Source organism: Nocardiopsis sp. NPDC101807, from assembly GCF_044766605.1.
GTDB lineage: Bacteria > Actinomycetota > Actinomycetes > Streptosporangiales > Streptosporangiaceae > Nocardiopsis > Nocardiopsis tropica.
In genome coordinates, this window is the sequence record NZ_JBIWMK010000003.1 from 670,376 (window position 1) to 682,674 (window position 12,299).

11 protein-coding genes are annotated in these 12,299 nt (G+C 74.3%); 5 read left to right on the forward strand and 6 right to left on the reverse strand.

Annotated elements, in window-relative coordinates; all coding sequences use genetic code 11:
* The first annotated feature begins 25 nt into the window (after nt 1-25).
* Nucleotides 26-541 carry a flavin reductase family protein gene (locus ACIRPH_RS12350; RefSeq protein WP_402913012.1) on the forward strand — a complete coding sequence of 172 codons (516 nt, stop codon included), beginning with the start codon at nt 26-28 and terminating at the stop codon, nt 539-541.
* A 129-nt stretch (nt 542-670) separates the two neighbouring features.
* Here ACIRPH_RS12350 and ACIRPH_RS12355 read toward each other — a convergent pair whose 3' ends face one another.
* From ACIRPH_RS12355 to ACIRPH_RS12375, 5 genes are read right to left on the reverse strand one after another with little or no spacing between them, the layout of a single operon-like run.
* Entirely contained in the window at nt 671-1,762 is a 1,092-nt protein-coding gene (locus tag ACIRPH_RS12355) for an ABC transporter ATP-binding protein (protein WP_402913015.1), read from the reverse strand.
* Nucleotides 1,763-1,776: 14 nt separating this feature from the next.
* Nucleotides 1,777-2,772: a zinc-dependent alcohol dehydrogenase family protein gene (locus tag ACIRPH_RS12360; RefSeq protein WP_402913018.1), complete on the reverse strand. Its 996-nt coding sequence runs from the start codon at nt 2,770-2,772 to the stop codon at nt 1,777-1,779.
* Nucleotides 2,772-3,653: a carbohydrate ABC transporter permease gene (locus ACIRPH_RS12365; RefSeq protein ID WP_402913020.1), complete on the reverse strand. Its 882-nt coding sequence runs from the start codon at nt 3,651-3,653 to the stop codon at nt 2,772-2,774. The genes ACIRPH_RS12360 and ACIRPH_RS12365 overlap by 1 nt, the downstream gene beginning before the upstream one ends.
* Nucleotides 3,650-4,576, reverse strand: coding sequence for a carbohydrate ABC transporter permease (locus ACIRPH_RS12370; protein WP_402913023.1), 927 nt, complete (start codon nt 4,574-4,576; stop codon nt 3,650-3,652). The genes ACIRPH_RS12365 and ACIRPH_RS12370 overlap by 4 nt, the downstream gene beginning before the upstream one ends.
* 58 nt (nt 4,577-4,634) lie before the next feature.
* A complete protein-coding gene (locus ACIRPH_RS12375; protein WP_402913026.1) occupies nt 4,635-5,996 on the reverse strand; it encodes an ABC transporter substrate-binding protein in 1,362 nt (453 codons plus the stop codon).
* Nucleotides 5,997-6,202: 206 nt separating this feature from the next.
* On the opposite strand from ACIRPH_RS12375, the gene ACIRPH_RS12380 reads away from it, so the two are divergent.
* From ACIRPH_RS12380 to ACIRPH_RS12390, 3 genes are all read left to right on the forward strand, one after another.
* Complete coding sequence (locus tag ACIRPH_RS12380; protein WP_402913029.1) at nt 6,203-7,150, forward strand: sugar-binding transcriptional regulator; 948 nt, start codon at nt 6,203-6,205, stop codon at nt 7,148-7,150.
* 120 nt (nt 7,151-7,270) lie between these two features.
* Nucleotides 7,271-8,653 carry a xylulokinase gene (gene xylB / locus ACIRPH_RS12385; RefSeq protein WP_402913032.1) on the forward strand — a complete coding sequence of 461 codons (1,383 nt, stop codon included), beginning with the start codon at nt 7,271-7,273 and terminating at the stop codon, nt 8,651-8,653.
* Between the two features lie 349 nt (nt 8,654-9,002).
* Nucleotides 9,003-9,842 carry an alpha/beta fold hydrolase gene (locus ACIRPH_RS12390; RefSeq protein WP_402913034.1) on the forward strand — a complete coding sequence of 280 codons (840 nt, stop codon included), beginning with the start codon at nt 9,003-9,005 and terminating at the stop codon, nt 9,840-9,842.
* Between the two features lie 202 nt (nt 9,843-10,044).
* Here ACIRPH_RS12390 and ACIRPH_RS12395 read toward each other — a convergent pair whose 3' ends face one another.
* A complete protein-coding gene (locus ACIRPH_RS12395) occupies nt 10,045-10,830 on the reverse strand; it encodes an amidohydrolase family protein (protein WP_402913037.1) in 786 nt (261 codons plus the stop codon).
* A gap of 476 nt (nt 10,831-11,306) precedes the next feature.
* Between ACIRPH_RS12395 and ACIRPH_RS12400 the strand changes: the two genes are divergently transcribed.
* Complete coding sequence (locus tag ACIRPH_RS12400; RefSeq protein ID WP_402913039.1) at nt 11,307-12,278, forward strand: aldo/keto reductase; 972 nt, start codon at nt 11,307-11,309, stop codon at nt 12,276-12,278.
* Nucleotides 12,279-12,299: the final 21 nt, after the last annotated feature.

Sequence of the window (12,299 nt, forward strand, 5' to 3'; positions counted from 1 at the left end):
TTCACCCACCACAAGGGAGAGTCCGTTGAGTATCACCGAGACCGCTTCCCCGTCCTTGGCGGAGTCCGACCGGTTCCGCGCGACGCTGCGCAACCACCCGGCCGGGGTCGTCATCGTCACCGCCAGCGTGGAGGGGCGGCCCGTGGGGCTGACCGCCACCTCCTTCACCAGTGTCAGCCTCGCCCCGCCCCTGGTGTCCTTCTACATCGCGGAGTCCTCCACGACCTGGCCGGCGCTGCGCAGGGCGGGCGAGTTCGGGGTGCAGCTGCTGACCGAGGAGCAGTCCGACCTGGCCGAACGGTTCTCGCGCAGGGGGGAGGACCGGTTCGCCCCGCCGACGGTGTGGAGCCGTGGGCCGTCGCAGGTTCCGCTGCTGGACGGGGCCGCGGCGCACCTGGTCTGCTCCCGGTTCGACACCCGCCTGATCGGCGACCACTGGCTGGTGGTGGGGGAGGTGACGCACACGCTGGTGCTGGACGATCCGCGTCCGCCGCTCGTCTACCACCGGGGGGCGTTCGGCGGGGTCTCGGAGCTGCGCTGACCCCTCCCCGTACCGCCCCGGACACGGGGCGCCCCTCCCGGGGGCCGTGCCGCCGGGAGGGGCCGCCCGCGCGGGGCGCCTGGACCGCGGAGACCGCCGCCGCCCGGTCCGCGGGCGGCGGCGGGGCGCTCAGCCGTCCAGGCGCTCCCCCGTCCCCGGCGAGAACACGTGCACCCGTCCGGGGCGCACGCCCAGGCGCACGGTCGCGCCCGCCGCCGGAGCCGCGTGCGGCGCCACCCGCACCACCAGGTCGCCGTCGGCCGGGTGCCCGGGGAGGCCGCCGTACAGGTAGCAGTCGGCGCCCAGGTGCTCGACCAGGAGCACCTCCATCGCGAACCCCTCGCCCTCCCCCACCAGGTCGACCGCCTCGGGGCGAAAGCCCAGCAGTGCGGAGGACGCGCCCTCGGCGGCGAGCCCGCGCCGTTGGCCGGGGGTGAGCGGCAGGTCGGCGTCGCCGACCCGGACCCCCTCCCGGACCAGGGGGAACTCCCTCAGGTTCATCGCCGGGGAGCCGATGAACCCGGCGACGAAGGCGTTGGCGGGGCACTCGTACAGCCGCACGGGGCTGTCGCACTGCTGGAGCACCCCGTCCTTGAGCACCGCCACCCGGTCGCCCATGGTCATCGCCTCGACCTGGTCGTGGGTGACGTAGACGGTGGTCACGCCCAGCCGCTTCTGGAGCGCGGCGATCTGCGTGCGGGTGGACACCCGCAGCTGGGCGTCCAGGTTGGACAGGGGCTCGTCCATGAGGAACACCCGGGGCTCGCGCACGATCGCGCGCCCCATCGCGACGCGCTGGCGCTGGCCCCCGGAGAGGGCCTTGGGCCTGCGGTGCAGCAGGGGCTCCAGGTCCAGGAGCCGGGCGGCCTCCAGGACCCTGCGTTCCCGCTCCGGCCTGGCGACCTTGGCCATCTCCAGGGCGAACCCCATGTTCTGCGCCACCGACATGTGCGGGTAGAGCGCGTAGGACTGGAAGACCATCGCGATGTCGCGCTCCAGGGGGCCGCTGTCGGTGACGTCCTCGCCCCCGATGCGGATGGTCCCCGAGTCCACCTCCTCCAGCCCCGCGAGCATCCTCAGAGAGGTGGACTTCCCGCACCCGGAGGGACCCACGAGCACCAGGAACTCCCCGTCCTCCACCTCCAGGCTCAGCTCGTCGACGGCGGGCGCCTCCGAGCCCGGGTAGAAGTGGGTGGCCTTCTCGAAACCGACCGATGCCACGGCGGATCCCTCCTCTACAGCTGGGGGTTGATCTGGAGCTTGCGGCCGCGGCCCGCCCGGAACGCGTCGACGGCGTCCCCGAATCCGTCCAGGGCGAAGGTGTCGGTGACCATGGCGTCGGCGTCGACCACGCCCTTGGCCATGAGGTCCACCGCCCGCCCGTAGCTGTGCAGGACGGCCATGCTGCCCACGACGGTGATCTCGTCGTTGTAGACGCGGAACGGCGAGAAGGACGCGGTGGCCTCGGCCGGCGCCACCCCGAACACCTGGAAGGTGCCGCCCCGGGCGACGCGGGTCAGCCCGTCCTCGATGGCGGCGACCACGCCGGTGCAGTCGACGACGACCTCCCAGTCGCGGCGGTCGAGCTCGTCGGGGCCGGGGGCGACGGCGTCGGCGCCCAGGGAGGCCGCCACCGCCAGCCGGTCCTTGTTGGGGTCCACGACGGACACGCTCGCGGCCCCGGCGGACCGGGCGAGCTGGGCCATCAGCAGGCCCATGGTGCCCGCCCCGTACACGAGGTAGTGCTCCCCGACCCGGCCCGGGAGCAGGTCGAAGCCGTGCACCGCGCAGGACAGGGGCTCGATGAGCGCGCCGTGGGAGAAGGGCATGTGCTCGGGGATCGGATAGCAGGACGCGGCGGGGGCGACGGCGAGTTCGGCGCAGGCCCCGGGGCCGGTGACGCCGATGGCGTTCCAGCTCTCGCACAGGTTCCCCCGGCCGACGACGCATTTGGAGCACGCGCCGCAGAACAGGGAGGGGTCGACGGCCACGCGGTCGTCCACGGCCAGGCCGGTGACCTCCGCGCCGAGGGCGACGACGGTTCCCGCGAACTCGTGTCCGGGGACGATCGGGTAGGGCGTGGGGGCGAACTCCCCGTCGATGATGTGCAGGTCGGTACCGCAGACGCCCACGGCGGAGGGGGCGACGACCACCTCGCGGGGTCCGGGGGCGGGATCCTCCACCCGCTCCAGGGAGAAGCGGCCGGGTTCGGTGACGACGAGTGCACGCATTACTTCACAGCTCCTAGGGAGAGGCCGCGGACCAGCCAGCGCTGGGCGGTCCATCCGGCGATGATCACGGGCAGGGCCGCCATGGTGGAGGCGGCGGACAGGCGGGCCCAGAACAGCCCCTCGCCGCTGATGAAGCCGACGAGGAACACGGGCACGGTGGCGGCTCGGGTGGCGGTGAGGTTGACGGCGAAGAAGAACTCGTTCCAGGCGAAGATGAAGCAGATCAGGGCGGTGGCGGCCAGGCCGGGCGCGATCATCGGCAGGATGACGCGCCGCATCTCCGTGAGCCTGGGCGCGCCGTCCATCCGGGCGGCCTCCAGCACCTCCTTGGGCAGTTCGACCAGGAAGGAGCGGATCATCCACACGGCGATCGGCATGTTCATGGCCGTGTACACGAGGGTGAGGGTGCGGGCGTCGTCCAGGGCGCCGAGGTTCTGGGCGATGACGTAGAGCGGCAGGATCATGGCCACCGGCGGCAGCAGCTTGGTGGACAGGAAGAAGAACAGCGAGTCCCGCCACTGGGGGACGCGCACCAGTGAGAGCGCGTAGGCGGCCGGGAGGCCCAGGGCGACGGCCAGGAGCGTGGACAGGACCGAGGCCTGGAGCGAGTTGAGCAGGTACGGGACGAAGTCGCGGCCGAGCACGGCGGCGTACTGGTCCAGGGTGGGGAGGAAGAAGAGGGTCGGCGGGTCGGTGGAGGCCTGCGACTCCTGTTTGAACCCGGTGAGGAACATCCACAGGACCGGGAAGAAGAACAGCAGTCCCACGGCCCAGGCGAGCAGGCCCACGGCGGGGCGCAGCGGTCGGCGCCGGCGCCTGCGGGGGGCGGGCCCCGCCCCGGGGGCTGCGGCGGGGGCCGGCGCCTCGGTCACGCTTGTCACGACTCCTCCTCGAAGAGGCTGGAGACCACCCGCAGGGCGAACATGGCGACGACCAGGGTGGCGGCCACCACGATGACCCCGGCGGCCGCGGCCTCGCCCACGTCGAAGGCGCGGAAGGCCTGCAGGTAGATGAAGTAGGGCAGGTTGGTGCTGGCCTGGCCGGGGCCTCCCTGGGTGATCATGTAGACGGCGTCGAAGGTCTGGACGATGTAGATCGTGCCGAGCAGCAGCGCCAGCTCCACGAAGCGGCGCAGGTGCGGGAAGGTGATGCGGCGGAAGACGGCGAGGGGCCGGGCGCCGTCGACGCGCGCCGCCTCCAGCACCTCCGGGGACTGGCTCTGCAGGCCGGCGAGCATGATGAGCATCATGAACGGCGTCCACTGCCAGGTGAGGACCATGACGACGGACAGCAGCGGGAAGTCGTTGACCCAGTCCGCCTCGACCCCGAACGGGGACAGCGCCCAGTTGAGCAGTCCGTAGACGGGGTGGTACACGGACGTCTTCCACAGCAGTGCCGCGGCGACGGGCATGACCAGGAACGGTGTGATCAGGAGGGTGCGCACGATCCCCCGGCCGGGGAAGGAGCGGTCGAGGAGGACCGCGAGCGCCAGCCCGAGGGCCAGGGAGAGCAGGACGGCGCCGACGGTCAGGACGACCGTGTTCGCGACGGCGTTGCGGAAGAGCGGATCCCCCAGGACCCGGCCGTAGTTGGCGATCCCGGCGAAGGAGCCGGAGTCCGGGCGCAGCAGGTTGCTGTCCTGGAAGCTGTAGTAGACGGTGAACAGGAACGGGATCTGCGTCATCGCGATGACGAACAGCAGGCCCGGCAGCAGCGGGGTCCGGCGTATCCAGCGCTCCCCCCGCGCGGGTTCGCGCGCGGTGGGCCCGCGCCGCGCCGTGTCGGGCGTGGTCTGAGCGGTCATGGGCTTCCTCGAAGGTGTCGTGGCGGTGCGGTGCGGTCGGGGGCGGCCCGGACCCGGATCAGTCGCGGTAGCCGCCGGACAGGGCCGTCTCCTCCGCGTACTCCTGGGACGTGCGCAGCGCCTCCTCCACGGACTGCTGTCCGGCGATGGCCGCCGATATCTCCTGTGAGACCCGGGTGCCCAGGTCCTGGAACTCGGGGATGGCGACGTACTGGACGCCGGTCCACGGCTGCGGGTGCAGGCCGGGCTGCTCCACGTCGACGTTGCCGATGGCCTCGTAGGTGGGACCGGCGAAGGCCTCGGCCGCCTCCCGGTACTCGGGGATGTCGTAGGTCGAGACGCGGGCGCCGGGCGGCACGCGCTCCCAGCCGAGGCGCTCCCCGACCAGGCGGTGGTACTCGCGGGACGTGGCCCAGGAGACGAACTCCCAGGCGGCCCCGGGGTCGGTGGAGGTCGTGGGGATCGACAGCGCCCATGCCCACAGCCAGCCCGCGTGCTCGGTCCGGGCGACCGGGGCGGGCGCGTAGCCGATGTCGCCGGCGACGCTGCTGGAGTCGGGGTCCTCCAGGTTGCCCGCTGCGACGGTGGAGTCGTAGAACATGGCGGCGTCGCCCTGGGCCATGGTGGTCAGGCACTCGGTGAACCCGGCGTTGGGCGCCCCGGGCTGCCCGTACTCGCCCACCAGGTCGACGTAGGTCCGGACGGCCTCCTCGACCTCGGGGGAGTCCAGGTGCGCGTTCCAGTCCTCGTCGTACCACCGGCCGCCGTGGGTGAGGATAACCGTGTTGAGCGGGGCGAGGAGCTCCCCCCAGCCGGGGACGCCGCGCAGGCAGATCCCGGAGACGCCTTCCCCGGGGTCGTCCAGCTCCTCCGCGAAGTCGGCGACGTCCTCCCAGGTCGGCTCGTCGGGCATCTCCAGGCCCGCCTCCTCGAACAGGTCCTCGCGGTACATCAGCAGCGACGACTCGCCGTAGAAGGGCGCCCCGTACATCCGGCCCTCGTGGGAGAGGGCCGAGCGCACGGTCGGGATGATGTCGTCGATGTCGTAGCCGGGGTCGGAGGCGTACTCGTCGAGGCCGAGGATCCAGCCGTTCTCCGCCCAGATGGGCACCTCGTAGGTGCCCACGGTGACCACGTCGTACTGGCCGCCACGGGTGGCGATGTCCTGGGTGACGCGGTCGCGGAGCTGGTTCTCGGGCAGGACGACGAAGTCGACGGTGATGCCGGGGTGCGAGGCGTTGAACTCGTCCGCGAGGGCCTGGATGTCGTCCATCTGGGGGTTGGCCACCGTGGCGACGGTGACGACGCGCTCCCCGTCGGAGCCGCCGCCTCCCGCGCCGGCGCAGGCGGTGGCGAGGAGCGCCAGGCCGGTGGCGGCGGCCACGGCCGGCAGTCCGCGCCGCGTCGTGGGTGTGAGCATGTTCTTCCTCCTGGGGGCGGCCCGGGGTGCGGGGGAGCCGTGTCCCGTGGGTGCGTCCGACCGCCACGGGTTTGCTCATATGAGCAGAGGCCAGAGCAGATGAGCAACGTGCGGCTCATTTAAGTTGTGACTGGCATCACGGGTCAAGACGGGATGCAATAATGAGCGTCAGTATGCTCATATGAGCGAATCCCTGGAGGCTGTCGATGAAACCCGCGTTCCGACCGGCGGAACTGATCCGCGCCACCGCCATCGCGCGCAGGTACTACATCGCCGGGGAGTCGAAGATCCGCATCGCCGAGGACTTCGGCATCAGCCGGTTCAAGGTCGCGCGCATCCTCGACGACGCGCGCGCGGCGGGCATCGTGCGCATCGAGATCGCCGAGCCTACCGAGGTCGACACCGACCTCTCCCACCAGCTGCGGACCGCCTACGGGCTGCACCAGGCGATCGCCGTGGTCGACCCCGGCGAGGGCGGCGCGATGCACCGGGGCCTGGGGCGGATCGCGGCCGAGTACCTCACCGAGATCCTGGAGGAGGACGACACCCTCGGCCTGGCCTGCTCGCGCACGCTCAACGCGATGACGCTGGCGCTGGCCGAGCTGCCCCGGTGCACGGTCGTGCAGCTGACCGGCGTGCTCCCCGGCGGCGTGGAGGAGAACTCGGTGGAGCTGGTCCGGCGGGTCGCCAGTCTGGCGCGCGGCCCGGCCTACCCCATCTACGCCCCGCTCGTGGTCTCCGACCCCGCGACCGCCGACGCCCTGCGCGCCCAGCCCCAGGTGGCCGGCGCGATGCAGCGCTACGCGGAGCTGGACAAGGCGGTGGTCGCCATCGGATCCTGGTCGCCGACCCTGTCCCTGGTCCGTGACGCCCTCTCCCCGGCCGAGGGCGCCGCCCTCGAACGCGACGGCGTGCAGGCCGAGGTGTGCGCCCGGACCGTGGACGTCCACGGCACGCCGACCGCACCGGAGCTGACCTCGCGGATCATCGCCATCACCCTGGAGCAGCTGCGCGACGTGCCCGAGGTCGTCGCGGTCGCCGGAGGCGCCGGCAAGGCGCAGGCGATCCACTCCGTGCTCAAGACCGGCGTGGTGTCCTCCCTGGTCACCGACACCACGACGGCGCGCACGCTCATCGAGGCGGCGGGCCTCTGAGCCGCCGGCGGGCCCGCCCGGGCCGTTCCCCGCCGCGCACCGGCCCGTGCGCCGCACCCTCCTCCCACTCCGAACCGCCACCCTCCGAAGCACCCACCCCCTCACCCTCACGGAGCCGACATGGCACTGGTCGCCGGAATCGACAGCTCGACCCAGTCCTGCAAGATCGTGGTCTGCGACACCGACGGCGGAGCGGTGGTGCGCGAGGCCCGCGCACCGCACCCCGACGGAACCGAGGTCCATCCCCGCGCGTGGTGGACCGCCCTGGAGGAGGCCTCCTCGGGCCTGCTCGACGACGTGGCGGCGGTCGCCGTCGCCGGACAGCAGCACGGCATGATCGCCGTGGACGCGGACGGCGGGGTCGTCCGCCCGGCCCTGCTGTGGAACGACACCCGTTCGGCGCAGGCGGCCCTGGACCTGATCGGCGAGCTGGGCGGGCCCGCGGAGTGGGCCGGGGCCGTGGGCAACGTGCCCAACGCCAGCCTCACCGTCAGCAAGCTGCGCTGGCTGGCCGAGCACGAGCCGGAGAACGCCGCCCGCGCGACCGGGGTGATGCTCCCCCACGACTGGCTGACCTGGCGGCTGGCCGGGGGCGCGGACGGCCCCGTCACCGACCGGGGCGACGCCTCGGGGACCGGGTACTGGTCGCCGGCCGAGGGGTCCTACCGCACCGACCTGATGGTCAGGGCGTTCGGCCGCGAATTGGAGGCGCCCCGGGTGGCCGGGCCCTCCGAGGTCGTGGGGCACACGCCGTCGGGCGCGGTGGTCGCCCCCGGGACCGGCGACAACATGGGCGCCGCCCTGGGGCTGGGGCTGCGGCCGGGCGACGCCGTGGTGTCCCTGGGGACCAGCGGGACCGTGTTCGCGGTGAGCGAGGGCCCGAGCCGGGACGCCGACGGGATCGTCAACGGGTTCGCCGACGCGACCGGGCGGTACCTGCCGCTCGTGTGCACGCTGAACGCGGCGCGGGTCCTCGGGGCGACCGCGGCGATGCTCGGCGTGGACCTGGCCGGGCTGGACGCGCTCGCCCTGGCCGCCGAGCCGGGCGCGGAGGGGGTCGTGCTCCTGCCCTACCTGGACGGCGAGCGCACACCGGTGCTGCCCGACGCCGCCGGTTCGCTGCACGGGCTGCGGCGGGCCAACATGCGGCCGGAGAACGTCGCGCGCGCGGCGGTGGAGGGGATGCTGTGCGGGCTGGCCGACGGCCTGTCCGCCATGTCCCGCACCGGCGTGCCGGTCGGGCGGGTCCTGCTCGTGGGCGGGGCCGCCCGGTCGGCCGCGGTCCGCGAGGTGGCGGCGACGGTGCTGGGGGTCCCGGTGGCGGTGCCGCCGCCCGCCGAGTACGTCGCGGTGGGCGCGGCGCGCCAGGCGGCCTGGGCGCTGGCGGGCACCGCCGAGCCGCCGGTCTGGGACCTCGGCGAGGGCGCCGAGCTGGAGCCCGTCGACGCGCCCCTCGTGCGGCGCGCCTACGCGGAGGCGCGCGGATCCCTCCACGGCGTCTGACCCCGGTCCCCGTGCCCCCGCCCGTCGTGGGCGGGGGCACGGGTGCGTCCGGGCGCAGGTGCGGGACGTGGACGCGGCGGGGGCTCCGCGCGCTGCGCCCTGCGGTCGGCGCGGCTCCCGTGCGCCGGCACGCGTGGGGCCCCGCGCCGGCGTCCGCCCCTCCCTCCGCCCCCCGCGACGGCCTTCGGGGCCCGCACGGCTCCCGCGGCGCGAGCGGCCCCGTGCGGCGCCCGCGGCGTCGACCTCCTTCGCGGTGCCCGGGGCGCGGGATCCCCGGGGGCACGCCGTTGACAAGGCTGGCTAATGCCATTAGCTTTTAGCTAACGCCCTTAGCCACTTGGAGGATGCCATGACCGAGTACCTCGCCGTCGACGGCGGCACGATCGCCTACGAGGTGTCGGGCACCGGACCGCTGGTCGTCCTCGCGCACGGCATGGGCGACAGCCGCGCCGCCTACCGCTCCGTGGTCCCGCCGCTGGTGGCGGCGGGCTACCGGGTGGCCTCCGTGGACCTTCGCGGCAGCGGCGAGTCCGGCGTCGACTGGCCGGAGTGGAGCCGCACCGCCGTCGCCGCGGACCTGCTCGCCGTGATCCGCCACCTGGGCGGTCCGGCCGTGCTCGTGGGCCACTCGTTCTCCGGCGGGGCCGCCACCATCGCCGCGGCGCAGGAGCCCTCGCTGGTCACGGCGGTCGTCGAACTGGCGCCGTTCACCCGGGAGCAGTCGATCCGCCTCGGCGACCTGCGGGTGAAGCGCTTCCGGCAGGGCATGCTGCGGCTGCTCGGCACGGGGGTGCTCGGCAGCGTGCCGCTCTGGCGCTCCTACCTCGACGTGGCCTACCCCGGCGCGAAGCCGGACCACTGGGCCGAGCGGCTCGACCGCATCGACTCCCTGCTGCGCGAGCCGGGCCGGATGAAGGCCCTGCAGAACATGGGCCGCAGCACCCCGGCCGACGCCGGTGCGCACCTGGGCGGCGTCCGCTGCCCGGTTCTGGTCGTGATGGGCACGCTGGACCCCGACTGGGCCGACCCGCACGCCGAGGGGAGGGCGATCGTCGACGCCCTGCCGTCCGGCCTCGGACGCCTGGAGATGATCGAGGGAGCGGGGCACTACCCGCACGACCAGTTCCCCGACCGGGTCGTCGCGCTCGTGCTCGGCTTCCTCGGGTCGGACGCCGTCCGGGCGCGGTGAGCCGGTCGGAGACCGGTCCGGCGCTCCCCCGCCCCCCGGCGTCGTGCTCGCAGCCGGTCCCGGCGCCCCGGGGCCACGTGGTGGTGGCGACGGGGAACCCGTCGGGCGCCTCGGCCGGGACGGCCCGTCCCGGGGGCCGACGGGGCGGACCCTCGCGGGAGAGGCCGAGGGCACAGAGCCCGGCCGCCTCCGCGGGACGGGGTCAGAGGGGCCGGGAAGCCCGCTCCCCCGGGGCCCCCACGCGGTAGAAGGCCGCGGCGTTGTCGTGGAGCACCGCGTCCAGGTGCTCCCCGGCGGCCCGGGCGACCAGGTCCAGGTCGGCGTCCTCGAACGGCCGGCGCGCGCGGGTGGAGGGCAGGTCGGTGCCGGCCATCAGCGCGGACGGATCGACCTCCAGCACCGCGCGCATCGCCGCCACGGGGTCCAGGTCCACGCGCCCGAAACCGGTCGCCTTGACCCGCACCCCCCGCTCCACCAGGCGGAGCAGGTCCGGGAGTCCGTCGGCGTGCAGGCCCAGGTGGTCCACGCTCACCGCCGGGAGCGCGGCCACGGTGTCGGCGATCCCCGCCAGGTCGCGGGCGTCGACGTAGAGCTCGGTGTGCATCCCGGCCACGGCGTGCACGCGCCGGGCGAGGGCCTCCAGGTGCTCGGCGCCCTCCGACCCGCCCCGGCGCAGGTTGAACCGGACCGCGCGCACCCCCTTGGCGGCGAGTTCGGCGATGCGGGCGTCGGGGGTGTCGTGGGGGATCTGGGTGACGCCGACGAACCCGGGGCCCAGCCGTTCCAGGGCGTCCAGGAGGTAGCCCTGGTCGAAGGCCTGGAAGGAGCCGGAGACGACCGCCCCGCCCACCACCCCCAGGTCCGCCGCGCGCCGCCGGTACTGCTCGGCGGTGAACTCCGCGGGCAGGTAGCCGCCGTTGGCCACGAGCGGGAAGCGGGCGTCGACGATGTGCAGGTGGGCGTCGAACAGGGGGCGGGGTGCGTTCACGGCGGTTCGCCTTTCACGGGCGGGGGCGGTCGGACGGTCCGGGGCCCGGAGGGGCGGCGCGGGCACGGGCGGCCTCCGGTCCGGCGGGGCGGGGCGTCTTGCGGGTCGGCGGCTCCGGGGCGGCTCGGCGGTGAGGAGGTCCCCGGCGGGTTCCGGGCGCGGGGCGGACGGGAGGGCGAGGAGTTCGGCGGCCCGGGTGAGCGGGGCGCCGCCGGGGCGGCTGAGCGGTTCCGGTCCGGGGCCGAGGGCTCGCCGGGCCCGGCCGATGACCCGGGACCGGGGCCGGAGCGTCCCGAGGGGGTCGCCGGCACCGGACGAGGGTACCGGTCCGGCCGGTCGACGGCAGGTCCGGACCCGGGGCCGGTAGGACGCGACGGCCGGGGCCGCCCCGCGCACTCTCCGGGAAACGGTGGCCCGGCGCCCCGCTCTGGCCTAACCTGTCCGCGGCACCACACACCCGACGGAACACGGTGAGCATGAACGACGTACGGCTTCGCCCTCTCGGCCGCACCGACCTGCGCGTATCCCCCCTGTGCCTGGGCGGGAACGTCTTCGGCTGGACCGCCGACGAGAGCACTTCCTTCAAGGTCCTCGACACGTTCGTCGCCGGCGGCGGCAACTTCGTCGACACCGCCGACTCCTACTCCTCCTGGGCCGAGGGGAACAGCGGAGGGGAGTCCGAGACGGTCATCGGCCGCTGGCTGGCGGCGCGCGGCCGCCCCGAGGACCTGGTCCTGGCGACCAAGGTCAGCCAGCACCCGAAGTTCCCGGGCCTGTCCGCCGCCAACGTCCACGCCGCCGTGGACGCCTCGCGGGCCCGGCTCGGCGTGGAGGTGATCGACCTCTACTACGCGCACTTCGACGACGCGGCCACCCCGATCGCGGAGAGCGCCCGGGCGTTCTCCGACCTGGTCGACGACGGCCGTATCCGGTACATCGGCCTGTCCAACCACAGTCCCGGGCGCATCCGCGAGTGGTTGGACGTCTGCGCCGACCAGGGGCTCCACGCCCCGGTGTGCGTGCAGCCCCACTACAACCTGATGGAGCGCGGGGTCGAGGAGGACCTGGTGCCCCTGGCACTGGAGCGGGGCCTGTCCCTGCTGCCCTACTTCGGCCTGGCCCGCGGGTTCCTCACCGGCAAGTACCGGCGGGGCGGCGCGGAGGTCGACAGCCCGCGCGCGGGCGCGGCCCGCGCCTACCTGGACGACCCGCGTGCCGAGCTGGTCCTGGGGGCCCTGGACGCGGTCGCGGCCCGCAACGGCGTCTCCCCGGCCTCGGTCGCGCTGTCGTGGCTGTCGGACCGGCCTGCGGTGGCGTCGGTCCTGGCCAGCGCACGCAACACCGACCAGCTCACCGACCTGCTGGCCGTCAACCACCTGCGGCTGGACGAGGAGTCGGCCGAGCTGCTGTCCGAGGACTCCCGCCCGGGAGGGTCCGAGGCGTCCTGAGCTCCGGGAAGGCCGGGACGG

Coding starts and splice junctions, on each gene's coding strand:
- xylB (WP_402913032.1), top strand. CDS start 7,271: ATGGCACTGGTCGCCGGAATCGACAGCTCGACCCAGTCCTGCAAGATC.
- ACIRPH_RS12400 (WP_402913039.1), top strand. CDS start 11,307: ATGAACGACGTACGGCTTCGCCCTCTCGGCCGCACCGACCTGCGCGTA.
- ACIRPH_RS12380 (WP_402913029.1), top strand. CDS start 6,203: ATGAAACCCGCGTTCCGACCGGCGGAACTGATCCGCGCCACCGCCATC.
- ACIRPH_RS12390 (WP_402913034.1), top strand. CDS start 9,003: ATGACCGAGTACCTCGCCGTCGACGGCGGCACGATCGCCTACGAGGTG.
- ACIRPH_RS12360 (WP_402913018.1), bottom strand. CDS start 2,772: ATGCGTGCACTCGTCGTCACCGAACCCGGCCGCTTCTCCCTGGAGCGG.
- ACIRPH_RS12375 (WP_402913026.1), bottom strand. CDS start 5,996: ATGCTCACACCCACGACGCGGCGCGGACTGCCGGCCGTGGCCGCCGCC.
- ACIRPH_RS12370 (WP_402913023.1), bottom strand. CDS start 4,576: ATGACCGCTCAGACCACGCCCGACACGGCGCGGCGCGGGCCCACCGCG.